Here is a 26,800-nt window from a genome sequence, read left to right on the forward strand (position 1 = left end):
AGCCACCGCCCCCGCCTGAGCGGCGGCGGCACGCGCATCACCCGCGGGGCGGCAACCATGACCTTGCATGCCGCAGCCCTTCATGCACGCGGCCCATCGGCCGCGTGGACTTGCTGTTACGCTGGAGCCTGTCCGCAGGTCCGTGCATGGATTTCAATTTCATCAATGTCCCCCTCCTCATTGCCTCCGCCTTGCTGCTGGGCAGCGTGTTGGCCGGCATGTTGTCGGCCCGGGCGGGTTTTTCCTTTTTGCTGATCTTTCTGATCGCCGGCGGCCTGGCCGGAGAGGACGGACCGGGAGGATTGAAGTTCTCGGACTTCACGCTCAGCTTCTGGGTGGGCAACGTGGCGCTGGCCGTCATCCTGCTCGACGGCGGGTTGCGCACCGCGTTGTCGACCTTCCGAACCGGGCTCAAACCATCGCTGCTGCTGGCGACCGTCGGGGTCTTGATCACCGCGGTGCTCACGGGGGTGGGCGCCATGCTGCTGCTGGGCTTGCCGTGGCAGCACGGCTTGTTGCTGGGGGCGATCGTCGGCTCCACCGATGCGGCTGCGGTGTTTGCCCTGCTCAAGAGCTCGGGGGTGCAGCTCAATGAACGCGTGGCCGCCACGCTGGAGATCGAATCGGGCATGAACGACCCGATGGCCGTCTTCTTGACGATGGCCTTCATCGCACTCATCACCGCCGCACCCACGGCCGACACGGGCATGGCCATGATGCTGTGGTCTTTTCTGCAACAGTTCGGACTGGGCACGCTCGTCGGCGTGGGCGCGGGCTTTCTGATGAGCGAAGTCGTGCACCGCCTGCCTCGTCAGCAAGCCGGCGGCGGCATCATGGGTTTGCTGCTGGTGGCCTCGGGTTTGCTGGTGTTCTCGCTCACCGGTTGGAGCGGGGGCTCGGGCTTTCTGGCGATTTATCTGTTCGGCATGGTCCTGGGCAACCGCGGTGGCCGACGGGTGCGGGCGGCCTTTTCCGCGATGGACGGCTACGCGTGGTTGTCGCAGGCGGTGATGTTCTTGTTGCTCGGCCTGCTGGTGACGCCCTCACGGCTGCTGGACAGTGGCTTGGCGGCCTTGGGAGTCTCGGCCGTCTTGATGTTTCTGGCACGCCCCTTGGCCGTCTGGATGTGTCTGGCGCCTTTTCGCTTTGCCGCCCGCGAGGTGTGGTTCATCTCTTGGGTGGGCTTGCGCGGGGCGGTGCCGATCGTGCTGGCCATCTTCCCGCTGATGGCCGGAGTGGGCGATGCGATGCTGCTGTTCGAGGTGGCCTTCGTGGTCGTGCTGGTGTCCTTGGTCTTGCAAGGCACGACCATCGGGTGGGCCGGCCGGCGCTTCGGTGTGGCCCTGCCCGAACGGGATGATGAAGAACTCAGCCGCGCCGTCTTTGGCGACTTCGTGCTCGACGGTCACCAACCCATCGGCTTGTTGTGCGAGTTCTACGGGCTGCCAGCCGTGCCCGATGCCCACCTCCCGCTGGCCGAATGGGTCGCCCAGCATCTGGGTCGCCCCGCTGTCGTGGGCGATCGGGTCACGCTGGGCGAGGCCATCCTGAGCGTGCGCGAGATGGACGGCCCTCGCATCCGTCGCCTGGGGCTGTCGATTCCGCTGCGCACGGCCGAGGGCGACGCGCCGTGAGCACGGTTCAGCGCGCGGGGTCGGCTGCGCCCTCGGCCGGCGCCGGTGCGCGCCAATGCACCACCCGTTGGGGGAAGGGAATCTCCACCCCGCGTTCTTGGAACAGCGCCAGGATGGCGAGATTGACACTGGAGCGCACATTGGCCTGACCGTTCTCCGGATCGGCGATCCAGAAGTAGACCGTCAGCTCCAACCCGTCGCTGGCGAAAGCGGTCAAGTGCGCCGACGGGCCCGGCTCCGACAGCACCCGGGGCACCTGTTTGACCCGCTCGACGATGTGCTCCCGCAGGGTTTGGACATCCGTGCCATAAGCCACCTGCACCACGGTGGACAGCAGCACGTTACGGTCGGCCAGCGAGAGGTTTTCGACCCGCGTGGTGATGAGCGTTTCGTTGGGCACGATGGACTCCCGACCATTGGGTGCGCGAATCACCGTGTAGCGCGTGGTGATGTCGGTGACATAGCCCTCGAAGTTGTCTACGCGCACATAGTCGCCGATGCGCAAAGACCGTTCGGCCAGGATCACGAAACCGCTGACATAGTTGGCCGCCAACTTCTGCAGGCCAAAGCCGATGCCCACGCCCAGTGCCCCGCCCAACACCGACAGCGCCGTCAGGTCGATGCCCACCGAGGACAATGCCACCAGCAAGCCGACGAACAGCAGCAGCGCGCGCACCGCATTGGATGCGGCTTTGCGCAGCGACAGGCGCTCGCCCACGGCCCCCTTGAGCAATTTCGATTCGATCGCCGCCGAGATCCACAGGGCCACCATCATCACGAAGCCGGCGGACAAGGTTCCTTCGAGCACCTGTCGCAGCGACAGGGTCGTGCTGCCCAAGGTCCAACGGATGCCGTCGAGCTCGTCCAACAACACCGGCAAAGCGCCTGTGATCCACAACACCACGGCCAGCCAGGCGAGCCATGAAATCGTGCGCTCGGCCGCCCGCATCAAGGCCGAAGCCGGAAACGCCGCTGACAACACCCGCACGCTCATGCGGATGATCACCAACGACATGAGCACCGGCACGGCCACGCGGAACACGGCAATCGGCACCCGGCCGTCCACGATCACGCGCGCCAGGTACACCAAGGCCAAGGCGGCCACCGGAAAGAGCACGCCATCGACGATGCGTCGGCCAAACCAGATGGACGACTCCGGGATGCGCGGGCCTCGCAGCAAACGCACCAGCAGCCAAGCCAATGCAAGGCAGACCGCAATGACGCCGATTTCGATCAATGCAGAGGGCTGGACGATGGCCTCCAGCAAATCTTGCAAATCCTTCGGAGCCGCAGCAGGAGAAAACGCCATGAGTCAGGATGTCGTGAGTGGTTGCGGCGCAAAGCATAGCGCCCGCGCCCAGAGGCTGCCGCTCACACGCCGGCCAGCACGCGCAGATGGGCTGCGACGCTGCGTGCCAGCGCGCCGAGGTGATAGCCCCCCTCCAGGCTGGACACCACCCGCCCTTTGGCGTAGCGCTCAGCCACGTCCATCACCCGCCGAGTGATCCATTCGTAGTCGGCTTCGACCAAGCCAAGCTGTCCCAGGTCGTCGTCGCGGTGGGCATCGAAGCCGGCGGAGATGAAGATCATCTGCGGTCGGAAGCGCTCCAGACGCGGAATCCAGATCATCTCGATCAGCTCGCGCACGTCCATGCCTTTGGTGTAGGCAGGCACCGGCACGTTGCACATGTTGTCCGCCGCGGGCTGGTCTCCGCTGTAGGGGTACAGCGGGTGCTGAAAGAAGCTCACCATCAACGCGCGGTCGTCGCCGGCGAAGATGTCTTCGGTACCGTTGCCATGGTGCACGTCGAAGTCCACCACCGCCACGCGCTGCAAGCCGCGCACATCCAACGCATGGCGGGCGGCCACCGCGATGTTGTTGAAAAAACAAAATCCCATCGCCTGGGCGCGTGTGGCATGGTGGCCCGGCGGACGCACGGCGCAGAACGCATTGTCCAGCTCACCATCGAGCACGGCGTCGGTGGCGGCCACCGCCGCCCCGGCAGCACGCAGAGCAGCCTGCCAGGTGTGCGGCCCCACCACCGTGTCCAAGTCGATGGCCCGGCGCTCGCCCGAGGCCGCCACTTGTTCCATGACGTCCTTCAGATGCGCGACATAGCCCGCGTGATGAGCCCGCTGGACGTCGCGCAAATCCACCAGTGGCGCTTCCCGCCGGTCCAGGGCCACGTCCAAGCCCGTGGCGATCAGGTGGTCTTCGATGGCCGCCAGGCGCTCTGGACACTCGGGATGACCGGGCCCCATGTCATGGCGCCTGCAGTCGGGATGACTGAAATAGCCGGTGGCCATCGTGAACTTGTCCCCTTGGGGTCTTTCTGTTTTCGGGTAAGGTCCGCGCCATGAATGCGCCGGCCTTTCCCCACTTGCACAGCCAACTCCAGCGGCTGCGTGATCAGATTAACACGATCATCGTCGGTAAGCCGACCCAGGTGGAAGACGCCCTGGCCTGCTTGTTGGCCGGCGGTCACCTGCTGATCGAAGACGTGCCGGGCGTGGGCAAGACCACGCTGGCCCATGCCTTGGCCGTGTCTCTGGGGCTGCGCTTTGCCCGGGTGCAGTTCACGGCCGACCTGATGCCCACCGACCTGGTGGGGGTGAGCATCTACGATCGCGGCAAAGAAGCCTTCGTGTTCCACCCCGGCCCCGTATTTGCCCAAGTGTTGCTGGCCGACGAAATCAACCGGGCCGGGCCTAAAACACAAAGCGCGCTGCTCGAAGCGATGGAGGAGCACCAGGTCAGTGTGGAAGGCGAGACCCGCCCTCTGCCCTCGCCGTTTTTCGTCATCGCCACGCAAAATCCGAATGACCAGCTCGGAACCTACGCCCTGCCGGAGTCCCAACTCGACCGCTTCATGATGTGCATCACCCTGGGCTACCCGGACCGGGCGGCCGAGCGGCAGCTGTTGGCCGGGCAGGATCGTCGCGAGGCGGTGGCTCGGCTGCAGCCGGTGATGAGTCCGGCCGAGCTGTTGGCCGCCCAGCAAGCCGTCGGCGCCGTGCATGCGGCCCCTGCGCTGCTGGACTATCTGCAAGATCTGCTGGCCGCCACGCGCGACGGCCGCTGGTTCGTCGAGGGTCTGAGCCCGCGCGCGGGCTTGGCCGTGCTGCGCGCCGCGCGGGCGCGGGCCTTGCTGGCGCAGCGCGACTATGTGGCCCCCGACGACATCCAAGCCATCTTGCCACAGACCATCGCGCACCGGCTTCAGCCCGTGCCTGGCAGCGGGCGCGGGCGTGTGGAGCAGGTGCGCGCCCTGCTCGAGGCCGTGCCCCTGCCCTGACGCGAATGAGCGCCCTGTCCCTGCCCCGCCGGATCTGGCGCGAGCGATGGCAGCGCTGGTGGGCCTTGCGTCATCCGCGCAGTGACACCCTGCAGCTCACCCACCGCAATGTCTACATCCTGCCGACTCGACCCGGCGCATTGTTCGCCCTGACCTTGCTGGTGCTGCTGCTGGCCTCGATCAACTACCAGCTCAATCTGGGCTACCTGCTGACCTTTCTGCTGGCCGGGGCTGCGGCCGTGAGCATGCCTCTGACCCATGGCACCCTGCGCGGCCTGCATCTGTCACTGCGTCCGGGCCCGCCATGCTTCGCTGGCGAAGACGCCCACCTCGAGATCACGCTGCAGCACAGCCAGCCTCGCGCTCGTCATGGCATTGGGCTGAGGGTGGCGCGGCCCGAACGCCACCGTCCCCACTGGGCTTGGACGGACGTCCCGCCTGCCGGCATGGCCCGGGTGCATCTGGGCGTGCCGGCCCCACGGCGCGGCTGGTTGGACCTGCCACCGCTGCGCATCGAGACGCGCTTTCCGCTGGGCATTTTCAAGGCCTGGGCCCCCTGGCGCCCGGCGGCCCGCGTGCTGGTCTATCCCCGCCCCGACCCGAGCGCAACCGCGCTGCCACCGGCCGAAGCTGAGGGCGAAGGTCCAAGCCTGCGGGCCGACCCACGCGGCCTGGAACCCGACGGCGTGCGCGCCTACCGACGGGGAGACTCGCCCCGGCGAGTGGTGTGGAAGAAGGTCGCCAAGACCGACCAGCTCGTCAGCCGAGAAAGCACGAGCCATGCCCAGCACGAACTCTGGCTGGACTGGCAGGCCGCCGGCGCAGCAGACACCGAGCAGCGCCTGTCCCGCCTGTGCGCCTGGGTCTTGGCCGCCGAACAACGCGGCCTGCGGTACGGCCTGCGACTGCCGGGCCTGGAACTGCCCCCTGACCGCGGCTTGGCACACCAGCGTGCCTGCCTGCAAGCCCTGGCCTTGTGGTCATGACCCGTTCGATGTCTCGCCCTGCCGCCTTCGGGTCGCGTCTGCGCGCCATGCCGCGCGAGGTCCGCGACACCTTGTTCTTGCTGGCCGTGATCGCCTGGGTGGTGGCGCCTCACGCAGCTCACCTGCCGCTGTGGTGCACGGGTCTGGCCGCGGTCATGCTGGCCTGGCGCGCCCGCTTGGCCGTGCTCGGCCGCGCATTGCCGGGGCGCTGGGTGTTGGGAGGACTGCTGCTATTGACCTTGGCTGCCACCGCCTGGACCCACCGAACCCTGCTGGGCAAGGAGGCCGGCGTGACCCTGCTGGTGGTGTTGGTGACCTTGAAGACCTTGGAGCTGCGCGCCCGACGCGATGCGTTCGTGATCTTCTTCCTGGGCTTCTTCCTGGTGCTGACCCATTTTCTGTACTCACAGGCCCTGCCGGTGGCCATCGCGATGGTGGTGGCGGTTTGGGGCTTGCTGACCGCCTTGGTGTTGGCCCACATGCCGGTGGGCCAGCCCAGCCTGCGCCAAGCGGCAGGCTTGGCCGCTGGCCTGTGCGGGCTGGGAGCACCGATCATGGTGGCGCTCTTTTTGCTGTTCCCCCGTATCGCCCCGCTGTGGGGCGTGCCCGGTGACGGCCTGGATGCCCGCACCGGCTTGTCCAACCGCCTGAGCCTGGGCAGTGTGGCCGAGCTGGCCCTGGACGATAGCGTGGCGATGAGCTTGCGCTTCTTCGGTGCGCCGCCGCCGGCCGAGCAGCTGTACTTCCGTGGGCCGGTGCTCAGCGAGTTCGACGGTCGGCAGTGGCGCCCGCTGTCACCCAGCATCGCTTTGCCGGGCCTGCTGCGCCCGCACACCCGCCCGGATCTGGCCAGCGGGGTCGACTACGAGATCACGCTGGAGCCCACCAAGGTGGCCGTGCTGCCTCTGCTGGAACTCACGCCCGCAGTGCCCACCGGCTTGCCCGAGGCGTGGCCGCTGCGTCAGCGCGCCGACCTGCAATGGGCCACGGACCGTCCGCTGGATGAGCGGTTGCGCCTGCGCTCCACCGCCTATACACGCTTCGAGCACGGCCCTGCGGAGCCGGTGGCCGGCTTGCGGCACTATGTGGAGCTGCCCGCGGGCTACAACCCGCGCACCCTGGCCTGGGCGGCCCAGATGCGCCGCGATCCGCGCTGGGCCCAAGCCAGCGCCGACACCCTGGCCCAAGCCCTGCTCGATCACATCCGCCGCGCAGGCTACACCTACACCCTGAGCCCTGGGGTCTACGGCGACGCACAGGGCCGTCACGCGATCGATGAGTTCTGGCTCGATCGCCGCGAAGGCTTCTGCGAGCATTTCGCCGCGGCCGTCACCGTGGTGCTGCGCGCCATGGACGTGCCGGCCCGCATCGTGACCGGCTACCAGGGGGCCGAGCGCAATCCGGTGGATGGCTACTACCTGGTGCGCAACAGCTTCGCCCATGCCTGGGTGGAATATTGGCAGCCGGAACGAGGCTGGGTGCGCCTGGACCCCACGGCGGCCGTCGCGCCGGAGCGCATCATGCGGCATGCCGCGCTGCGCCCGCCCCCCGGGCTGCTGGCCACCGCCCTGGACACCGTCACCCCAGGCCTGCTGACGCAATGGCGCCACCAGTGGCAAGCCCTGAACACCGCTTGGAACCAATGGGTGCTGAACCACTCGCGCAGCCGTCAGCTCGAGCTGTTGCGCCATTTGGGCGTGCGTTCGCCCGGCTGGCAGGACTTGGTGCTGGTGCTACTGGGGTTGATGGTGGCCGCCAGTGCAGCCGTGGTCGCCTGGGCCTGGTGGAACGGACGCCAAGTCGACCCTTGGCTGGCCACATGGCGGCGCATGCGCGCCGTGCTCGGGCGGCGCGGACTGGCCAGCAGCGATGCCAGCACACCGCGCGAACTCGCCCGGCAGGCCCGCCAGCGCTGGGGCCCCGCAGCGCGTGCGGTCGAAGGCGTTTTGCTGGAGATGGAGGCCCTGCGTTACGCCCCGGGGGCTTGGCCAGCCCTGCGCGCTGCCACTACACTGAGACGCAATCCTTCACGGACCCTGTTGCGCCGTTTGCGCCAGCATGTCCGACACCTGCCCGATGCCTGACACCCTGTTGCGCCCCCCACGCTCGTCCCTGGCCTTGACGCTGTCGAGCCTCGTCTTGGCCAGCCTGGTGGTGTGGACTGCCCCTGCTGCGGCCCGCGCCCCTTCCAAACGGCCGGTGGCCGACAACACCGAGCTCACCTATGCAGGCCGCGCCGAGGCCATGGCGCTGGCCGACGAGATTGCCCAACGCCATGGGCTGGACGCCGCATGGGTGCGCGGCCATTTGGCCCAGGCGCGCGTGCTGCCGGCCGTGCAGCGCTTGGTCATGCCCGCGCCGGCCGGCACGGCCAAGGATTGGGCGGCCTACCGCGCCCGCTTCATCGAGCCGCGGCGGGTGCGCCTGGGCGCCCAATTCTGGCGCGAGCATGCGGCTTGGCTGCGCAAGGCCGAGCAGCTGTACGGGGTGCCGGCGGAAATCGTCGTGGGCATCATCGGCGTGGAAACCTTCTACGGACGCCACATGGGCGGCTTTCGGGTGCTGGACGCCCTGGCCACCCTCAGCCTGGACTTTCCCTCCGGCCGACGCGACCGCAGTGCGTTCTTCCGGGAAGAGCTGGGCCAGCTCTTCGTGCTGGCCGCCAGCGAGGGCCTGGATCCGGCCTCGCTGCGGGGCTCCTACGCAGGGGCACTGGGCCTGCCGCAGTTCATGCCCAGCAGCTGGAACCGCTATGCCGTGGATTTCGATGGCGACGGTCGGGTGGACCTGCACAACAACGTCCCGGACGTGATCGGCAGCATCGCTCACTACCTGGCCGAGTTCGGCTGGACCCGCGGGTTGCCCACCCATTTCGAAGTGCGCCCTCCCGAGGACGCGACTCGGCGGGCCGAGCTGTTGGCCCCGGACATCGTCCCCAGCTTCACGGTGCAAGAATTCCTCGACCGCCAAGCCTGGCTGCCCGAAGCGGCCACCGAACACACCGGCCTGCTGGCCTTGGTGGAACTGCAAAACGGCAAGCAAGCACCCAGCTATGTGGCCGGCACCTCGAACTTCTACACCCTCACGCGCTACAACTGGTCGAGCTACTACGCCATGGCCGTCATCGAACTCGGTGCCGCCGTGGCGCAGGCGGTGCAGTCGCAGGCCGCCACCGCCCCGCTCAGCGCGGGCCGGACGCACTGAACAGCTCGTCGGGCGGCTCGGTGATTTCGGTCACCTCCAAGCCCTGCTCGAGCTCGTGTGCCGAATCCATCCACCAAGCCTTCTCGGCGGCCGACTCGGTCGGCCGAACGATGCCCTGTTCCAACGACGCCCGAAGTGCCTGCGAGGCCCGGGCAGCCGCCTTGCCGGACTTGCTCGTGAAGGTAAACATGGGACACCTCGGGGCGGCTGAACGATGTCACCCATGATGCGCCTGTGGGGGCGCACGGCATACCCCGCATTCACGTGGGACGCTGTCCCAGCCCTTGCCGCCCGTGCCAGATCTCACGGCCCGCGGCCCGCCCCGTTGGACTGGCTGCCGTGCCAAGCCAAGCGGCGACTCAGGCCGTGGGCACCAAAAAGTCGCGACTGATGCCACGGCCCAGATCGCCGATGCGATCGAGAAACTGCGTCAAGTAGGCATGCAGCCCGGTGGACAGGATCTCGTCGATGCGGGCGTACTGCAGATCGGCATGCAGCCGTCCGGCCCGCCTTCGGGTTTCCGCGGACTGATCGTTGGCCACGTGCGCGAGGTTGGACACCACCTCGGCCACGCAGGCCGCCAGTGAACGCGGCATGTCCGGGCGCAGGATCAGCAGCTCGGCCACCTTCTCGGGCCGGATCACGTCGCGATAGACCTTGCGGTAGACCTCGAAGCCCGACACCGACCGCAGGATGGCCGACCAGTGGTAGAAGTCATATTCCTGCTCCCGCGCCGCGAACGTGCCGAAGTAGTCGCCCTCCATGCCTTGGAACTTCACGTCCAGCAGCCGCGCCGTGTTGTCCGCACGTTCCAGGAAGGTGCCCAAGCGCAAGAAATGGAAGGCCTCGTCCTGCAACATCGTGCCCAGGGTCACGCCGCGCGACAGGTGGGAGCGGAACTTCACCCATTCGAACACTTCGCCCGGCTCACGTTCGAAATGCCCTTCGGCGATCAGCCGCCGAAACTCCAGCCAGGTCTGGTTCTGTGTTTCCCAGACTTCGGTGGTGAGTGCCCCGCGCACCGCGCGGGCATTCTCGCGGGCCGCGCGCAGGCACGACAGGATGCTCGAAGGATTGCGCTCGTCGCACACCATGTAGTGCATCACCTGGCGGGAGTGGATCGCGCCATAACGCTCGCTGTAGTCACCGGCCAGCTCGCAAATGCCCAGCAAGCCTCGCCACAGCTGCTCGGCCGACGCTGCGCCGCGAGGCATCAACAGCGTCTGGTAGTTCACGTCGAGCATGCGCGCGGTGTTTTCCGCGCGCTCCATGTAGCGTGCCATCCAAAAAAGGTGGTCTGCCGTGCGCGACAGCATGTTCAGGCCTCCAATACCCAGGTGTCCTTGGTGCCCCCGCCCTGCGAAGAATTGACCACGAGCGAGCCTTCGGCCAGCGCCACGCGAGTCAAGCCCCCCGGCACCATCTGGACGGTCTTGCCAGTCAGCACGAACGGACGCAGGTCGATGTGACGCGGTGCAATGCCGCTGTCGACGAAGGTCGGGCAAGTCGACAGGCTCAGCGTGGGCTGGGCGATGTAGCGGGCCGGATCGGCCAAAAGCCGGGCTCGGAAGTCCTCGATCTCGGCCCGAGTGGCCGCCGGCCCCACGAGCATGCCGTAGCCACCGGCGCCGTGCACTTCCTTGACCACCAGATCGGCCAGATGGTCCAGCACGTACTGCAAATCCTGCGGCTCTCGACACAGATAGGTCGGCACGTTGTCCAGCAGCGGCTTTTCGCCGAGGTAGAACTCCACCATCTTCGGCACGTAGGGATAGATGGACTTGTCGTCGGCAATCCCGGTGCCGATGGCATTGGCCACCGTCAGGTTGCCTGCGCGATAGACGTCGAGCAGGCCCGCGCAGCCCAGCACGGACTCGGGTCGGAACGCCAGCGGATCGAGGAAATCGTCATCCACCCGGCGATAGATCACATCCACCCGACGCGGGCCGCGCGTGGTGCGCATGTAGAGAAAGCCGTCCTTGACGAACAAGTCTTGCCCTTCCACCAGCTCGACCCCCATTTGCTGGGCCAAGAAGGCATGTTCGAAATAAGCCGAGTTGTACATGCCCGGCGTGAGCACCACCACCGTGGGCTCGCTCACGCCCGAGGGGGCCACCGCGCGCAGCGTCTCCAACAGCAAATCCGGGTAATGCGCCACCGGCGCCACCGCGTGCTCGCTGAACAGCTCGGGAAACAGCCGCATCATCATCTTGCGGTTTTCGAGCATGTAGCTCACCCCGCTGGGCACGCGCAGGTTGTCCTCCAGCACGTAATACCGGCCACTGCCATCGGGCTGGGCGGCGCGCACGATGTCGATGCCCGCGATATGCGCATACACCCCAGCGCTGACATCCACGCCCTGCATCTCGGGGCGGTATTGACTGTTGCGCAACACCTGCTCGGCCGGCACGATGCCGGCACGCAGGATGTCCTGGCCGTGGTAGATGTCGTGAATGAAACGATTGAGCGCCGTGGCCCGCTGCACCAGCCCGCGCTCCAGCACGCGCCATTCGGCCGCCGGAATGATGCGCGGGATCAGGTCGAAGGGAATGAGCCGCTCGGTGCCCGAGCCGTCCTCGTCCTTGTCCCCATACACGGCAAAGGTGATGCCCACGCGACGGAAGATCATCTCCGCTTCGCGACGCCTGGCCTGCATCAAATCACGGGGCTGACGGGCAAGCCAGCGGTCATAGGCTTTGTAATGATCACGCACCGTGGTGCTGGTGGCGTGCATCTCGTCGAAGCTCGGTCTCATCACTCGATTCCCTTGGCCGCAGTTGAAGCAATTTCCGGGCCCAGTTCAACTCCAAACTGGGGAGGCCCCCCTGTGCGATGGTGCCAGTATCGCCGGCGCAGGTCACGCTCGCAGCGCCCGCGGCCGGCCATCCAGCGATACGCCCCGCAGGTCGGGGTGGCGATGCGCTCGATGCCCTGCTGCCCGTAGCGGGCCCACACCGAAGGGGCCGGATGGCCAAAGCGGCTGCGATGCGCCACCTGAAACACGGCCACCCGCGGTTGGACGGCCTGCAAGAACTCCTCGCTGCTGGAGCTACGGCTGCCATGGTGCGGCACGAGCAGCCAGTCGGCAGCCAGTCGCTCGGCCTGGGTCTGGACGAGCCGCAACTCCTCGCGGCGGCCGATGTCCCCGGTCAGCAAGGCGCGGTGCTGTGGGGTCGAAACCCTGAGCACGCACGACACCTGGTTGGGCTGAAGCGGTGGCGAACGGTCTTCGGGCCCCGGATGCAGGATCTCGAAATCCACCCCGTCCCAGCGCCAGGCTTGGCCGGCCGTGCAGGGCGTGTGCGAAGCCACCGCGCCAAGCAGCTCATGCGTCGGCTCCAGCGAACTCATCACGGGGGTGTCCGGGTAAGCACGCAAGAAGGCCCGTGCCCCGCCCACGTGGTCCGCATCGCGATGCGACAGCACGAGCCGGTGCACCTGCCGTTCGCCCAGCGACTGCAGCACCGGCACCAGCACACGCTGCCCCGCGTCATCGTCGGCCGTGTATGCCGGGCCGGTGTCGTACACCAGCGTATGGCGCTCGGTGCGCACCACCACCGCGGTGCCCTGCCCCACGTCCAGCGCGATCACCTCGAACTGCCCTGGCGCCGGACGCGGCACCGGGGGCCATAGCAGCGGCAACATCAAGGCCAGCCCGAGCAGACGCAAGGTCAGCGGCCAAGGCAACACCGCCAACACCCCGCCGGCCAGGCCGACGGCCACGGCCCACATCGGCGCAGCCGCCGTCACCCACTGCGCCTGCGGCCAAGCCGCCAGCCAGGTCAAGCCGGCCGTCAACGCGGCCAACACCTCAGCCGCCCCGTCCCACAGCGCGGGCCACATCACGCCGAGCAGGGCCAGCGGGGTCACCACCAGGGTCACGACCGGCACGGCCACCAGATTGGCCAGAAAGCCCACGAGCGAGACCTGCTGGAAGCACACCAGCGTCAGCGGGGCCAGTCCCACGGTGGCGATCGCCTGGGTGCGTACCCCCGCGCCCACTGAGCGTTGCAACCAGTCCCGCCAGCGGGCCCGGCTGCCGGGGTCGGCCGCCAAAGTGGCTTGCACCCCGTCGCGGTCTGCACTGGCCAACAGCAGCGCCACTGCCACGAAGGACAGCCAAAACCCCGCTTGCAGCAAGGCCCAGGGATCGACCGCGGCCACCACCGTGGCCACCACCAGCAGCATCAGGCCCCAGGGCCAGCGCCGCCCCAGCTGCGCCAGCACCGCCACGGTGGCCAACATCCACACGGTGCGCTGGGCCGGCACGCCCCAGCCCGAGAACACCGCATATCCCGTGGCCAGCGCCAAGCCCCCCCAGCGTGCTGCCACCGGCGCGGGCAGGGCCAGCGTCCAGGCCGGCTGCATGCGCCACAGCCGGCGCAACGCGGCCGCGGCAAGCCATGCGAACATCGTGATGTGCAAGCCGCTGATGGCCATCAAATGGGCCACGCCGGTGATGCGAAAGAGATCCCAATCGGCCCGGTCGATGGCCGATTGCTCGCCCACCACCAGCGCGGCCAGCACCCCTGCCAGACGCGCATCGCTCACCCGCTCGGCGATACGCACCGCCACGGCCTGGCGCCAGCGGTCCACCAGATGTCCGTCGGCCTCGTCGAGCTTGCGATGGCGCTGGCTGCGCAGCGCACGCACATGGCCGGTGGCGCCAAACCCGTTGTCGAACAACCACAGCTCGGCGTCGAACCCATTCGGGTTGAAACGGCCGTGCACCTGCCGCAGGCGCACCACGAGCTGCCAACGCTGGCCAGCGGTCAAATCGTGCGGCGGCCGCTGCTGCAAGCGCCCCTCCTGCAGCCCCCCGCGCCAACTCAGCAGAACCCGCCGCGGCACCCCGAGCTCCTGCGGAGCTCGCGCGCCCTGCGCCGGGTCGGCCCAGGCCGGCCGCACCGTCTCCACCTCGAAGGCAAAGCGCACAGCGCCCTCGCGCCACAGCGGCACACCGGCCACGCGCCCCACCAGTTCGAGATCTTCCCCCTCGCGCGCCGGGTCGAGCCGATCGGCCAAACGCCCATGGGCACGCAGCTCCGTCAGACTGAAGCCCAGCAGGGCCGCCACGAGCGCCACCGCGAGATACCACCCCCGGTGTTGGCATGTGCGGCACCGCCACAGCGCGGCTGCGCCCAGCCCCGCCAGCGCCAAGACCGCCGCATCCAGCCACCCAGGCCACAGGGCCGCCTGCTGCAACTGCCACAGCGTGCCCATGCCATAGCCTGCCAGGGCCCACACCAGGCCCCACCTGCCCCTCGTCGCCATCCGACGTCCTCCCTGAACGCCTCGTGATGTGAAGTGTAGGATTGCTGGCTGTCCTGCAAGGAGCCATGACATGTCCGTTTACAACCAGCTCAAAGCCCTGAACATCGAACTGCCGCCGGTGGCCACCCCGGCGGCCGCCTACGTGCCTTTCGTGCGCTCGGGCAACCTCGTCTTCCTCTCCGGCCACATCGCCCGCAAAGACGGCAAACCCTGGGTGGGGCAGCTCGGCAAGGATTTGGGCACCGAAGAAGGCAAGGCGGCCGCGCGTGCGGTGGCCATCGACCTGTTGGGGACCTTGCAGGCGGCAGTGGGTGACTTGAACAAAGTCAAGCGCATCGTCAAGCTGATGAGCCTGGTCAACAGCACCCCCAGCTTCACCGAGCAGCACCTGGTGACCAATGGCGCCTCCGAGCTGCTCGGGCAAGTGTTTGGCGACAAAGGCGCCCACGCGCGTAGCGCCTTCGGAGTGGCCCAGATTCCGATGGGCGCCTGCGTCGAAATCGAATTGATCGCCGAAGTGGAATGAGGGCCGCGCCTTGAACCGCTGGAACCTCAAGACGGCCTGCGCGACCGTCATCGTGCTGTGCCTGGGCGGTGTGGCCGCCGCCTTGGTATCACAGTACGTTTTCGACATGCAGCCTTGCCCATGGTGCATCCTGCAGCGCGTGATCTTCCTGCTCATCGCCTTGCTGGCCGCGCTGGCCCTGCTGCTGCCCGTGCGGGGCCTGCAGCAGGGCTTGGCTGGTGTGGGCCTGGCCCTGGCCGCCTCAGGCATTGCCGCGGCGGTCTATCAGAATCGGGTGGCGGCCCAGGAGTTTTCCTGCAACCTCACGCTGGCCGACCGCATCATCGGCGCCCTGGGTCTGGAAAGCGCCGTGCCGTTTCTGTTTCGCATCTCGGCCTCGTGCATGGACGCCGCGGTCAACCTCTTGGGCCTGCCGTATGAAGCCTGGAGCGGCTTGCTTTTCCTGATAGTGGGGCTGGTGCTGTGGGCCGGCTTGCGTGCGCGCTGAGATGACCGTCTCCAGGGGCTGCCATGGCGGGTTTTTTCGACACTCTGTCCGACCGGCTCGGCCAAGACTGGAAACCCCAACGCCAGCCGCGGGCTTGGCGGGCCTACCGTTGCGTGTGCCGGCGCCCGGTGTTCTTTCGCAACAGCCAATGCCTGGCCTGCCATGCCCCTTTGGGTTACGAACCCACGCGCGCTCAGGTCCTCGCGTTGCAAGCGGACCCACAGGCACCCGGGCTGTGGGCATTGGCCGACGGCAGCGCCTCGCCGCGCTACCGCCGCTGCGCGAACTTCGACTCACCGGCGGGCTGTAACTGGCTGGTGCCCGAGCACGACCCCAACCCGCTGTGCCGGTCCTGCCGCCTGAACCGAACCATCCCCGACTTGAGCCAGCCCGACAACGCGCAGCTGTGGCAGCGCATCGAAGCGGCCAAGGCCCGGCTCGTGTCGTCCCTGCTGGCGCTGCAGCTCCCCGTGCGCTCACGTCTCGGTGAAGACCCGCAGCACGGCCTGGCCTTCGACTTTTTGCGCGCCGTGCCGGGCGGCCCTGCCGTGGTGACCGGGCATGCGCAGGGCATCATCACCCTGGACATCGCCGAGGCCGACGACGCTCACCGCGAGCGCGTGCGCCGACAACTGCATGAGCCCTATCGCACCCTGCTGGGCCACTTGCGCCACGAGGTCGGCCACTATTACTGGGCTCGGCTGGTGGCCCAAAGCGCTTGGCTGGATGAATTTCGCGCCGTCTTCGGTGACGAGCGGCGCGATTACGCCGCGGCCTTGCAACGTCACTATGCCGAGGGGCCGCCCGCGCAGTGGTCGCTGCACCATGTCAGCGCCTATGCCAGCGCCCATCCTTGGGAAGACTGGGCCGAAACCTGGGCTCATTACCTGCACATGGTGGACACCCTGGACACGGCTTTGAGTTTCGGGCTGGAAGCCGATGAACTCGAAACCGGCTATGAACCCTTCACCACCGACTGCCTGTACCGCCCGCAAGACCCTGATGCACAGCGCTTTCTGTCCGTGGTCAACGCCTGGACCGAACTGACCGGCGTGCTCAACGAACTGTCGCGCAGCATGGGCCAGCCCGATTTCTACCCCTTCGTGCTGTCGCGCACGGCCGTGGCCAAGCTGCAGTTCGTGCACTTGGTGGTGACGCAAGCGGCCAGCACCGCCGGGCAGGACTCAGCCGGGTAGCACACGGGTGGCCTTGAAACCCAGGGCCTTGCCTTTGCGAGAGCGCCGACCGGTGAATTCGGCCAAGGCAGCGCCGCGATAGTCCTCTTCCTTGGCCTTGCCCCCGCGGCCGGTGCCCAGCACCTTCACCGTCCCGGCAAAGACCGCCACCGACACCAGCGGATCCTTCGCATCCACGTCCATCAAGGTCAGCCCACGCCCGCCCTTGGGCTGAAGCTTCAGCTCGCTCAACGGAAAGACCAACATCCGCCCGCTCAGCGACAAGCAGGCCACCTGATCGGCCCCGGGAGCCACCGGCGCTGGCGGCAGCAGGCGGGCAGCTTCATCCAGGTCGAGGAAACTCTTGCCGCCTTTCTGACGCGACACCATGTCACCGATGCGTGCCAACAAGCCATGACCGGCCGTGTTGGCCAACAGGAACGTCGCATCCAGCGATCCGGCCACGAAATGAGCCAGCTGGGTGCCCGGCTCCAGCTCGATCATCGTGGTCACCGGCTGCCCATCGCCGCGGGCGCCCGGCAAGGCACTGACTGCCACGGTATAGACGCGCCCATTGCTGCCAAAGACCAGCAGCGTATCGACCGTGCGGCACTCGAAAGTGCCGTACAAGCCATCGCCAGCCTTGAACGCAAAACTCGCCGGGTCGTGGCCGTGACCTTGGCGGGCACGCACCCAGCCCTTTTGACTGACCACCACCGTGACTGGCTCGTCGATCACCTTGACCTCGGCCACCGCCTTTTTGTCCTCCTGGATCAAGGTGCGTCGTTCGTCGCCGTATTGCTTGGCATCCGCCTCGATTTCCTTGACCACGGTGCGCTTGAGCGCGGCCGGGCTGCCCAGGATCTCCTCCAGCTTGGTCTGTTCGCTGCGCAGCTCCTTGAGCTCCTGCTCGATCTTGATCGCCTCCAGGCGCGCCAGCTGACGCAGCCGGATCTCGAGAATGTCCTCGGCCTGGCGCTCGCTCAAGGCAAAGCGCTCGATCAGCGCCGGTTTGGGCTCATCGGCGTGGCGGATGATGCGAATCACTTCATCGATGTTCAGCAGCACCAGCTGCCGGCCCTCCAGCACATGGATGCGGTCAAGCACCTTGTCGAGCCGATGGCGCGTGCGACGCGCCACGGTGGCCAAACGGAAGCCGATCCACTCGGTCAACACCTGGCGCAAGGACTTCTGCGTGGGCCGGCCGTCGCTGCCGACCATGGTCAGGTTGACGGGCACCGAGCTTTCCAAACTGGTGTGCGCCAACAGCGTGTTGATGAGCTCTTGCTGATCGATGCGGCTGGTCTTGGGCTCGAACACCAGGCGCACCGGCGCCTCCTTGCTCGATTCGTCGCGCACGGCATCGAGCACGGCCAGCACGGTGGTCTTGAGCTGGATCTGCTCGGTGCTCAGCGCCTTCTTGCCGGCCTTGACCTTGGGATTGGTCAGCTCCTCGATTTCCTCCAGCACCTTCTGCGCGCTGGTGCCCGGCGGCAGCTCGGTCACCACCAGCTGCCACTGGCCGCGCGCCAGATCCTCGATCTTCCAGCGAGCCCGCACTTTGAGGCTGCCGCGTCCGCTGCTGTAGGCCTCGCGGATGTCGGCCGCGCTGCTGATCACCTGGCCACCTCCGGGAAAATCCGGGCCGGGCAGCAGCGCGAAGAGCTCCTCATCGGTGAGCTTCTCGTTCTTGATCAAAGCCACCACTGCGGCGGCGACCTCGCGCAGATTGTGCGAGGGAATCTCGGTGGCCAGGCCCACCGCGATGCCGCTGGCGCCGTTGAGCAGCACGAAAGGCAGCCGTGCGGGCAGCTGACGCGGCTCCCGCGTGGAGCCATCGTAGTTCGGAACGAAATCGACCGTGCCCTCGTCGATCTCATCGAGCAGCAGCCGGGCGATCGGCGCCAGACGCGCCTCGGTGTAGCGCATCGCCGCCGCACCGTCGCCATCGCGCGAGCCGAAATTCCCCTGCCCATCGATCAACGGATAGCGCTGGCTGAAGTCCTGCGCCATGCGCACCAACGCATCATAGGCCGCGGTGTCTCCGTGCGGGTGGTAGCGGCCCAGCACATCGCCCACCACGCGCGCGCTCTTGACCGGCTTGGCCCCGCCGCTGCCGGTAAAGCTCAGCCCCATGCGCTCCATCGCATACAGGATGCGACGCTGCACCGGCTTTTGGCCATCACACACATCCGGCAAGGCGCGGCCTTTGACCACGCTCAGCGCGTACTCCAAGTAAGCCCGTTCGGCATAACGGGCCAGGGTCAGGCTGTCGCCGCCTTGGCCACCCATCGAAAAATCCAAGCTCGTCTGATCCATCATGACTTGTGTGGTGCCGCCCATCAGTCGGCCGTTTCCAGGCCCCTGTCCACGCGGGCACGATATTCGTCTTCCAGCATCGACATCACGATCAGCGACTCGAAGCCATGGTCGGTGAGCACGCTTTCGCGCAGCCGGCCTTCCTCCACGAAGCCCTCGGTGTCGTACAGCGCCTTGGCACGGGTGTTATTGGGCCGCACATCGAGCCAAAAGCGATGCGCGCCCAGGTCATTGAAGGCAATGCGCTTGAGCAGCCGCAAGCAGGCGCGCCCCAGACCCTGCCCCTTGGGCTGGATCACCATGCGCTTGAGTTCGATCGAGCGGTGACGGTTGCGACAGCCCACCAAAATCACGAACCCCACCGGCACATGCGAATCCCCGGTCTCCACGATGAAATGCCGGAAATCCGGGAAGCGCACCGCCGCCTCGTGCTGCGTGCGGTCCCAGGGGGTGATGGTCGGCCGGTTGACCGGGTCGTTCTCCATCGCCACGACCTCGTCCAGGTCGTCGATCAGGGTGGGCCGCAAGCGGACCCGGGTATTGCCCAGCACGGTTGGCGCCCCTCGTCAGATGTCCACCTCGACCGCGTGGCCGTGCAACTCCATCAGTTCGCGCCGGGCCTGCGCCTCGCCCTTGCCCATGAGCTTGTTCATGAGCTGCTCGGTGTCGGTAAAGCCGAGGTCCCCATAGGCCACGCGCAACAGGCGCCGGGTGTCGGGGTTGAGCGTGGTCTCCCACAGTTGCTCGGCACTCATCTCCCCCAAGCCCTTGAAACGGCTGATCGTCCACGCCCCTTCCCGGCACCCTTCCTTGCGCAGTTTGTCCAGGATGGCGGCCAGTTCGCCCTCGTCCAGCGCATAGAGCTTGGCCGCGGGCTTCTTGCCGCGCGCCGGGGCATCCACGCGAAACAGCGGCGGCTTGGCCACGTACACATGGCCACGCTCGATCAGCTTGGGGAAATGGCGGAAGAACAGCGTGAGCAACAGCACCTGGATGTGGGAGCCGTCCACATCCGCATCCGACAAGATGCAAATCTTGCCGTAACGCAGCCCCGACAAATCGGGATCGTCCGTCGGCCCATGCGGGTCCACGCCGATGGCCACGGCAATGTCGTGGATCTCATTGTTCTTGAACAGCAGATCGCGCTCGACCTCCCAGGCGTTGAGCACCTTGCCGCGCAACGGCAAGATGGCCTGGGTCTCCTTGTCGCGCCCCATCTTGGCACTGCCGCCGGCGGAATCTCCTTCGACCAAAAAGACTTCATTGACCGACAGGTCACGGCTTTCACAGTCGGTGAGCTTGCCCGGCAGCACGGCCACGCCCGAACCCTTTTTCTTCTCGACCTTCTGCCCGGCGCGTTGGCGTGCCTGGGCCTGTCGAATCACCAACTCGGCCAGGCGCTTGCCCTGGTCCACATGCTGGTTCAGCCACAATTCCATCGCCGGCTTCACATACGCCGACACCAAGCGCAGCGCATCGCGGCTGTTGAGCCGCTCCTTGGTCTGCCCCTGGAACTGCGGGTCCAGCACCTTGGCCGACAGCACGAAACTCGCCCGTGAGAACACATCCTCGGGCATCAGCTTCACCCCTTTGGGCAGCAGGCCATGCAGCTCGATGAAGCCCTTGACCGCGGCGAACAAGCCGTCCTTCAGCCCAGCCTCGTGCGTGCCCCCGGCCACCGTGGGAATGAGGTTGACATAGCTCTCACGCACGGGCGCTCCCTCCTCGGTGAATGCCACACACCAGGCTGCGCCCTCGCCTTCGGCGAAGTTTTCCGTCTCCCCTTCCTCGGCGTAGTGCTCGCCCTCGAAGAGCGAGATCAGCGGATCGGCCGGCAAGGTTTGCAACAAATAGTCTCGCAAGCCCCCTTGGTACAGCCAGGTCTGGGTCTCGCCGGTTTTCTCCTCGGTGAGGGTGACCGTCACCCCGGGCATCAACACTGCCTTGCTGCGCAGCAAGTGCACCAGCTCGGGCCGAGGCAGTTGGGCGCTGTCGAAATACTTTGGATCAGGCCATACCCGCACCGTCGTGCCGTGACGACGCGCCCCGGGCTCGGCTTTTCGAACGGCCAGGGGCTCGATCACCTCGCCACTGCCAAACGCCAGACTGGCCACCTGGCCGTCGCGCCAGACCTGCACCTGCAGGCGCTTGGACAGCGCATTGGTCACGCTCACGCCAACCCCGTGCAACCCGCCGGAGAAGCTGTAGGCCCCGCCGCTGCCCTTGTCGAACTTGCCGCCGGCATGCAATCGCGTGAAGACGATCTCCACCACCGGCACCTTTTCCTCGGGGTGCATCCCGAAGGGAATGCCTCGACCATCGTCTTCGACACTGACCGACCCATCGGTGTGCAAGGTGACCGAAATCCGCCGCCCGAAGCCAGCCAAGGCCTCGTCGGCCGCGTTGTCGATGACCTCTTGAATGATGTGCAGCGGGTTGTCGGTGCGCGTATACATGCCCGGACGCTGCTTGACGGGCTCCAAGCCCTTGAGCACCCGGATCGACGCCTCGCCGTAGGAATGTTGCGCTTTGCTCGCCATGGCGGCGCATTCTAGGCCGACCGCGCCGCCGACCGCCAAGCTGAATGACAGCTGAACCCAAAGTGCGCAGCACCAGCAGACTGGCGGCGGCTTGGCTACAGTTCAGTCATGAACTCCACCGCCACCCCGAAGCTGTCCATGACGCAGGTGCTCATCTGTGGCGCCTTGATCGTGACCCTGTCCATGGGCATCCGCCACGGCTTCGGGATGTGGCTGCAGCCGATCACGATGGAACGTGGCTGGAGCCGCGAGACCTTCGCGTTTGCCATTGCGGTCCAAAACCTCATGTGGGGAGCCACCGGCCCCTTGGCCGGCATGCTGGCCGACCGCTTCGGCGCCTTTCGCGTGCTGCTGGCCGGCGCCGCGCTGTACGCCGTCGGTCTGGTGCTGATGGCCCTGGCCACGTCGGGTCTGGCCTTCACCGGCAGCGCCGGCCTGTTGTTGGGCATGGCCCAGGCAGGCACCACGTATGCCGTCGTCTACGGCGTGATCGGCCGCAATGTGGCCCCCGAGAAGCGTTCCTGGGCCATGGGCGTGGCCGCTGCGGCCGGCTCCTTTGGCCAATTCCTGATGGTGCCGGTGGAGAACTGGCTGATCGGCAGCTTCGGCTGGCAAAACGCCCTCTTCATCCTGGGCTGCCTGGCGCTGGCCATCATGCCGCTGGCCCAGGGCCTGAAGGAGCCCCGACGGGCCGCCTCGGCCGCGGGCTTCGAGCAAAGCATCGGCCAAGCCATACGAGAAGCCCTCGGCTACCGCAGCTTTCAATTGCTGATGGCCGGCTACTTCGTCTGCGGCTTCCAAGTGGTGTTCATCGGCGTGCACATGCCCAGCCACCTCAAGGACCAAGGCCTGTCGCCCGAAGTGGCCACCTATGCGCTGGCGCTCATCGGTCTGTTCAATGTCTTCGGCACCTATGCCGCTGGCGTCCTGGGCCAACACCTGGCCAAACGCCACATCCTGGCGGCGATCTACTTCCTGCGCTCGGTGGCCATCGTGGCCTTCCTGTGGGCGCCGCTCACGCCGATGAGCGTCTACGTCTTCTCGGCCGTCATGGGCCTGCTGTGGCTGTCGACCGTGCCGCCCACCAATGCCGTGGTGGCCCAGATCTTCGGCGTGCAATACCTGTCGATGCTGGGCGGCTTCGTCTTCTTCAGTCACCAAATCGGCTCCTTCCTGGGCGTGTGGCTGGGGGGCCGGCTCTACGACAGCACGGGCAGCTACGACATCGTCTGGTGGATTGCCGTGGCCCTGGGCGTCTTTGCGGCCTTGGTCAACCTGCCCGTGCGGGAAACCGCCATTCGACGGAGCGCCCCGGCTGCGGCATGATGTGACCATGATCCCGAAGCGCCCCCTCTTGCGCCCACTCCAGGTCTTGGCCTGGACGCTGGGCCTGCTCGTGCTGCTGGCAGTGTTCGCCTGGTATGCCCAGCCGGCCATGGTGTTCGAGCTGGCCCAGCAGTTCTGGAATTGCTTCTAGGCGTCCCATGCAAGTGATCGTCTTGACCGGTGCCTCCGAAGGCATCGGCGCCGAAATGGCGCGTCAGCTCGCGCAGCGTCACGGCCCGCAGGCCGCCTTGGTGCTGGCCGCACGCCAACGGCAACGCTTGGACGCGGTGGCCGCCCAGTGCCGAGCACACGGCGCCGAGGTGCTGGTGCAGCCGACCGATGTGAGCGTGCAGGCCGAGTGCCGCGCCCTGATGCAGGCCGCCGTTCAGACCTATGGTCGCATCGACACCCTGATCAACAATGCCGGCATGTCCGCCCATGCCTTGCTGCGCGAGGTCCAAGACCTTGGCTGGTACGAACAGCTCATGCGCATCAACCTGTGGGGCGCGGTCTGGTGCACCCATGCAGCCTTGCCGCATCTGCTGGCCAGCCGAGGGCGCTTGTGCGCCGTCAGCAGCCTGGCCGGCCTGGTGGGCGTGCCCGGCCGCACGGCCTACAGCGCCACCAAGTTTGCGATGACGGGCTTTTTCGAGGCGCTGCGCGTCGAACTCATCGGCACCGGCGTCAGCGTGACCATCGCCTATCCCGGCGTGGTGGCCACCGAAATCCGCCGACGCGGCTTCAATGCCGCCGGCCAGCCGGCCGGCGTCAGTGGCCTGGACGAGCGCGGCGCCATGCCGGTGGACACCTGCGCCCGCCTCATCCTGGAAGGCCTGGAACGTCGCCGCCGTGACGTGGTGATGACGGCGCAAGGCCGACTCGGGCGCTGGCTCAAGCTCATCGCGCCGGCCATCGTCGACCGCATGGCCCTGGCGGCCCTCAGTCGGGAGGCCCGGCCCCGATGAGCAAGCCCAGCACCCACGGGAACACGCACGTCTCGGACTGGGTGCGGCGCTGGGCCGCGCTGATCCCGGCCGGCGGCACCGTGCTCGACGTGGCCTGCGGCAGTGGGCGCCACCTGCGCTGGCTGGCCGCGCACGGGCACCCGGTCACCGGCGTGGACCGCGACGCACAGGCGGTCGAGCCGCTGCGCCCGCTGGGCGAGATCGTCGTGGCCGACATCGAAAACGGCCCCTGGCCCTTCGAAGGCCGGCGCTTCGACGCCGTGGTGGTCACCAATTACCTCTGGCGACCCCTGCTGCCCATCCTCGTTGACACCGTGGCTCCCGGCGGTGTGCTGATTTATGAGACCTTCGCGCTCGGTCACGAGACGGTGGGCCGGCCGCGCCATCCCGACTTCCTGTTGCGTCCGGGCGAACTGCTGGAGGCTGCGCGCCCCCACTTGCGCGTGGTGGCTTACGAAGAAGGGTGGCTGCGGGCCCCGGAGCGCCTCGTGCAGCGCCTGGCAGCCGTGCGGGAAGCCGCCTCCTGCGTGGCGCGGCACCGCTTGGACTGAACCCGCCCCAAGCCGCCAGTGTGCGGATCGGCCGTGGGTAGAATCGATGAATTCATAGGATGACCCGCATGAAACCCATCACTGGCAGCATCGTGGCCCTGGTCACGCCCATGCATGACGACGGCAGCATCGATTACGACGGTCTGCGCAAGCTCATCGACTGGCACATTGCCGAAGGCACCGACTGCATCGGCGTGGTCGGCACCACCGGTGAGTCTCCCACCGTCACCGTGGAAGAGCAGGCCGAAATCATCCGTGTGGCCGTCGAACATGCCAAGGGCCGCGTGCCCATCATGGCCGGGGCTGGCGCCAACTCCACACGCGAGGCCATCGAGCTGTCGAAGTTCGCCAAACAGGCCGGGGCCGACTGCACTCTGCAAGTGGTGCCGTACTACAACAAACCCACCCAGGAAGGCATGTATCGCCACTTCCGGGCCATCGCCGAGGCGGTGGATATCCCGATGGTGCTGTACAACGTGCCCGGTCGCACAGTGGCCGATATGCAGCACGAGACCGTGCTGCGCTTGGCCCAGGTGCCTGGCATCATCGGCATCAAAGAAGCCACCGGCAACATCGATCGGGCTGCCTGGTTGATCAAACATGCTCCGCGCGGCTTTTCGATCTACTCGGGCGACGATCCCACGGCCGTGGCCCTGATGCTCCTGGGCGGCCATGGCAACGTCAGCGTCACCGCCAACGTCGCTCCGCGGGCCATGCACGAGCTGTGCATGGCGGCCATCGCCGGCGATGCGCGCCGCGCCGCCGAAATCCATCTGCGCCTGCTGTCGCTGCACAAACTGCTTTTCGTCGAACCCAACCCCATCCCCGTGAAGTGGGCCTTGCAACGCATGGGGCGCATCCGCGGGGGCCTGCGCCTGCCGCTCAGCCCCTTGAGCGAAGCCCACCACGGCGCCTTGGAACAAGCCCTGCGTGAAGCGGGTCTGATTTGAGCCTGCCGCCGCCCCGGCCCGACGAGGCCGGCGGCATTCCACGGTCTCGTCTTCAGCGCTTACGGAGAATGCCTTTGCAGAAACTGCCCCTGTCCCGGCCCATCGTGGCTGCCTGCGCCTTGGCCCTGGCCGGCTGCTCGTCGGTGTCCAATGTCCTGTCGGGAGACAAGGTTGATTACCGCAGTGGCAGCACCATGCGTGAAAGCACGCTGGATGTGCCCCCGGATCTGACCCAGCTCTCGAGAGATTCACGCTACCTGCCCTCTGGCGGCAGCGTCAGTGCGGCCAGTTACCAAAGCGCGCGCGCTTCGTCCGGTGCCACGGTCACGGTGGCTCCGAACCAGCTGGGGACGGCCCGCATCGAGCGCGCCGGCAATCAACGCTGGCTCGTGGTGGACATGCCGCCGGAACAACTCTGGCCCAAGCTGCGCAGCTTCTGGCAAGAGCTGGGCCTGACGCTCACGCTGGACTCGCCCGAAGCCGGCGTGATGGAAACCGAGTGGGCCGAAAACCGCGCCAAGCTGCCCAACGACATCATCCGACGCACGCTGGGTCGCGTGCTGGACTCTCTGTACTCCACCGGCGAAGTCGATCGCTACCGCACCCGCGTGGAACGCACCGCGCAAGGCGGCAGCGAAATCTACATCAGCCACCGGGGCATGGAAGAAGTGTATGTCGACCAGCGCCAAGAAATCACGCGCTGGCAGCCTCGTCCAGCCGACCCCGAGCTGGAAGCCGTGATGCTGACGCGGTTGCTCACCCACTTGGGCCAATCCCCCGAGCAGGCACGAACCCTCCACGAGCAGGCCCGCCAAGCGCCCGCCCGTGCCCGCGTGGTCGAACAAGGCGGCACCATCGGTGTGCAAATCGACGATGGCTTCGATCGCGCCTGGCGCCGCCTGGGCCTGTCGCTGGACCGCAGCGGCTTCACCGTCGAAGACCGCGACCGCGCCCGTGGCCTGTATTTCGTGCGCTATGTGCCGCCCCGCCCCCCGCAACCCGAGCCCGGTTTGCTGGGACGGATGTTCGGGCGCGGCAACGACGAGACGCCCTCGCCTCAGCGTTACCGCATCGCCCTGCAATCCGAGGGCGATCGCAGCTTGGTGCTCGTGCAAAACGAGCAAGGTGAGCCCGATCGCAGCCAGACGGCCCGGCGCATCGTGAACCTGCTGGCCGAAGACCTCCGATAACCCCACCAGCCTGAAAAACCCTTGAAATATTTGTCACCAATATATTCAAGGGTTTGTTGGTTTGTTACTTGGCATCCCGATTTACCGATCGAGAATCGCCGGCTCCATGTCGTTTCGTGTGGAAAGCAACACCGTCACTGGGGCATCGCCGGCGCGAACGGACTGGCCGGCAGGTGCTTGAGCTTAGACATGCGTAGGTAGGCGATGGCGATGAAGTTCTGGCTCGTCCTGAAGCCGCGCGCGGCGCGCTTGGCCTGCTGCAGCAGCCCGTTCATCGCCTCGACGAAGGCGTTGCTGCGGTGATCGACCATGCCGCGCACCACCGCGTCGAACCGCTCCTTGAGCGTGGCGGCCAGCTTCTTGAACGGCTCGAGCCG

At 67.0% G+C, this 26,800-nt stretch carries 24 protein-coding genes; 14 read left to right on the plus strand and 10 right to left on the minus strand.

Features of this window, described 5'->3' with window-relative positions; translation table 11 throughout:
- Positions 1 to 146: 146 nt before the first annotated feature.
- On the plus strand, positions 147 to 1,634 hold the full coding sequence (locus F615_RS0106695) for a potassium/proton antiporter (protein ID WP_019560403.1): 1,488 nt from the start codon (positions 147 to 149) through the stop codon (positions 1,632 to 1,634).
- A 7-nt stretch (positions 1,635 to 1,641) separates the two neighbouring features.
- Here the strand turns inward: F615_RS0106695 and F615_RS0106700 are convergent, their stop codons facing one another.
- Positions 1,642 to 2,943: a mechanosensitive ion channel family protein gene (locus F615_RS0106700; RefSeq protein ID WP_019560404.1), complete on the minus strand. Its 1,302-nt coding sequence runs from the start codon at positions 2,941 to 2,943 to the stop codon at positions 1,642 to 1,644.
- A gap of 62 nt (positions 2,944 to 3,005) precedes the next feature.
- Positions 3,006 to 3,941 (minus strand): histone deacetylase family protein, encoded by a 936-nt coding sequence (locus F615_RS0106705; protein ID WP_019560405.1) that lies wholly within the window; start codon positions 3,939 to 3,941, stop codon positions 3,006 to 3,008.
- Positions 3,942 to 3,991: 50 nt separating this feature from the next.
- On the opposite strand from F615_RS0106705, the gene F615_RS0106710 reads away from it, so the two are divergent.
- The 4 genes from F615_RS0106710 to mltB are packed head-to-tail and all read left to right on the plus strand — an operon-like array spanning position 3,992 to position 9,120.
- Positions 3,992 to 4,930, plus strand: coding sequence for an AAA family ATPase (locus F615_RS0106710; RefSeq protein WP_019560406.1), 939 nt, complete (start codon positions 3,992 to 3,994; stop codon positions 4,928 to 4,930).
- Positions 4,931 to 4,935: 5 nt separating this feature from the next.
- Complete coding sequence (locus F615_RS0106715) at positions 4,936 to 5,916, plus strand: DUF58 domain-containing protein (protein ID WP_019560407.1); 981 nt, start codon at positions 4,936 to 4,938, stop codon at positions 5,914 to 5,916.
- 8 nt (positions 5,917 to 5,924) lie between these two features.
- Positions 5,925 to 8,000, plus strand: coding sequence for a transglutaminase TgpA family protein (locus F615_RS0106720; protein ID WP_019560408.1), 2,076 nt, complete (start codon positions 5,925 to 5,927; stop codon positions 7,998 to 8,000).
- Complete coding sequence (gene mltB / locus F615_RS0106725; RefSeq protein ID WP_051090199.1) at positions 7,993 to 9,120, plus strand: lytic murein transglycosylase B; 1,128 nt, start codon at positions 7,993 to 7,995, stop codon at positions 9,118 to 9,120. Before F615_RS0106720 ends, mltB begins: the two co-directional genes overlap by 8 nt.
- Here the strand turns inward: mltB and F615_RS17890 are convergent.
- From F615_RS17890 to F615_RS17895, 4 genes are all read right to left on the minus strand, one after another.
- Positions 9,098 to 9,310 (minus strand): hypothetical protein, encoded by a 213-nt coding sequence (locus F615_RS17890; RefSeq protein WP_019560410.1) that lies wholly within the window; start codon positions 9,308 to 9,310, stop codon positions 9,098 to 9,100. The two genes, mltB and F615_RS17890, sit on opposite strands and share 23 nt — an antisense overlap.
- Positions 9,311 to 9,479: 169 nt before the next feature.
- Entirely contained in the window at positions 9,480 to 10,436 is a 957-nt protein-coding gene (locus F615_RS0106735) for an alpha-E domain-containing protein (protein ID WP_019560411.1), read from the minus strand.
- A gap of 2 nt (positions 10,437 to 10,438) precedes the next feature.
- Positions 10,439 to 11,875: a circularly permuted type 2 ATP-grasp protein gene (locus F615_RS0106740; protein ID WP_019560412.1), complete on the minus strand. Its 1,437-nt coding sequence runs from the start codon at positions 11,873 to 11,875 to the stop codon at positions 10,439 to 10,441.
- Entirely contained in the window at positions 11,875 to 14,367 is a 2,493-nt protein-coding gene (locus F615_RS17895; protein WP_019560413.1) for a DNA internalization-related competence protein ComEC/Rec2, read from the minus strand. The genes F615_RS0106740 and F615_RS17895 overlap by 1 nt, the downstream gene beginning before the upstream one ends.
- Before the next feature lie 97 nt (positions 14,368 to 14,464).
- On the opposite strand from F615_RS17895, the gene F615_RS0106750 reads away from it, so the two are divergent.
- The 3 genes from F615_RS0106750 to F615_RS0106760 are packed head-to-tail and all read left to right on the plus strand — an operon-like array spanning position 14,465 to position 16,603.
- On the plus strand, positions 14,465 to 14,920 hold the full coding sequence (locus F615_RS0106750; protein ID WP_019560414.1) for a RidA family protein: 456 nt from the start codon (positions 14,465 to 14,467) through the stop codon (positions 14,918 to 14,920).
- Positions 14,921 to 14,930: 10 nt separating this feature from the next.
- A complete protein-coding gene (locus tag F615_RS0106755) occupies positions 14,931 to 15,407 on the plus strand; it encodes a disulfide bond formation protein B (protein WP_019560415.1) in 477 nt (158 codons plus the stop codon).
- Positions 15,408 to 15,430: 23 nt separating this feature from the next.
- Complete coding sequence (locus F615_RS0106760) at positions 15,431 to 16,603, plus strand: zinc-binding metallopeptidase family protein (RefSeq protein ID WP_019560416.1); 1,173 nt, start codon at positions 15,431 to 15,433, stop codon at positions 16,601 to 16,603.
- Here F615_RS0106760 and parC read toward each other — a convergent pair.
- Genes parC through F615_RS0106775 form a run of 3 tightly spaced genes read right to left on the minus strand, consistent with a single transcriptional unit; the run spans position 16,592 to position 21,441 of the window.
- The gene (parC, locus tag F615_RS0106765) at positions 16,592 to 18,904 is read right to left on the minus strand and encodes a DNA topoisomerase IV subunit A (RefSeq protein WP_026330099.1); all 2,313 of its coding nucleotides are present in this window, start codon (positions 18,902 to 18,904) and stop codon (positions 16,592 to 16,594) included. The two genes, F615_RS0106760 and parC, sit on opposite strands and share 12 nt — an antisense overlap.
- 20 nt (positions 18,905 to 18,924) lie before the next feature.
- Entirely contained in the window at positions 18,925 to 19,452 is a 528-nt protein-coding gene (locus F615_RS0106770; RefSeq protein WP_019560418.1) for a GNAT family N-acetyltransferase, read from the minus strand.
- Between the two features lie 15 nt (positions 19,453 to 19,467).
- Positions 19,468 to 21,441 carry a DNA topoisomerase IV subunit B gene (locus tag F615_RS0106775; RefSeq protein WP_019560419.1) on the minus strand — a complete coding sequence of 658 codons (1,974 nt, stop codon included), beginning with the start codon at positions 21,439 to 21,441 and terminating at the stop codon, positions 19,468 to 19,470.
- 108 nt (positions 21,442 to 21,549) lie between these two features.
- Between F615_RS0106775 and F615_RS0106780 the strand changes: the two genes are divergently transcribed.
- The 6 genes from F615_RS0106780 to bamC all read left to right on the plus strand — a co-directional run bounded on the left by F615_RS0106780 (position 21,550) and on the right by bamC (position 26,423).
- Positions 21,550 to 22,767, plus strand: a complete 1,218-nt coding sequence (locus F615_RS0106780) for an MFS transporter (RefSeq protein WP_019560420.1) — start codon at positions 21,550 to 21,552, stop codon at positions 22,765 to 22,767.
- Positions 22,768 to 22,774: 7 nt separating this feature from the next.
- Positions 22,775 to 22,918, plus strand: coding sequence for a hypothetical protein (locus F615_RS20145; protein ID WP_019560421.1), 144 nt, complete (start codon positions 22,775 to 22,777; stop codon positions 22,916 to 22,918).
- 7 nt (positions 22,919 to 22,925) lie between these two features.
- A complete protein-coding gene (locus tag F615_RS0106790; RefSeq protein ID WP_019560422.1) occupies positions 22,926 to 23,732 on the plus strand; it encodes an SDR family oxidoreductase in 807 nt (268 codons plus the stop codon).
- A complete protein-coding gene (locus F615_RS0106795) occupies positions 23,729 to 24,283 on the plus strand; it encodes a class I SAM-dependent methyltransferase (RefSeq protein WP_019560423.1) in 555 nt (184 codons plus the stop codon). Before F615_RS0106790 ends, F615_RS0106795 begins: the two co-directional genes overlap by 4 nt.
- A gap of 59 nt (positions 24,284 to 24,342) precedes the next feature.
- On the plus strand, positions 24,343 to 25,233 hold the full coding sequence (gene dapA, locus F615_RS0106800; protein WP_019560424.1) for a 4-hydroxy-tetrahydrodipicolinate synthase: 891 nt from the start codon (positions 24,343 to 24,345) through the stop codon (positions 25,231 to 25,233).
- A 68-nt stretch (positions 25,234 to 25,301) separates the two neighbouring features.
- Complete coding sequence (bamC, locus tag F615_RS0106805) at positions 25,302 to 26,423, plus strand: NlpB/DapX family lipoprotein (RefSeq protein WP_019560425.1); 1,122 nt, start codon at positions 25,302 to 25,304, stop codon at positions 26,421 to 26,423.
- A gap of 134 nt (positions 26,424 to 26,557) precedes the next feature.
- On the opposite strand, the gene F615_RS0106810 is transcribed toward bamC, so the two are convergent.
- Positions 26,558 to 26,800: transposase (locus F615_RS0106810; protein WP_019375049.1), on the minus strand; the 243-nt coding region annotated here is incomplete at its 5' end.

The organism is Caldimonas manganoxidans ATCC BAA-369 (assembly GCF_000381125.1).
Classification (GTDB): Bacteria; Pseudomonadota; Gammaproteobacteria; order Burkholderiales; family Burkholderiaceae_C; genus Caldimonas; species Caldimonas manganoxidans.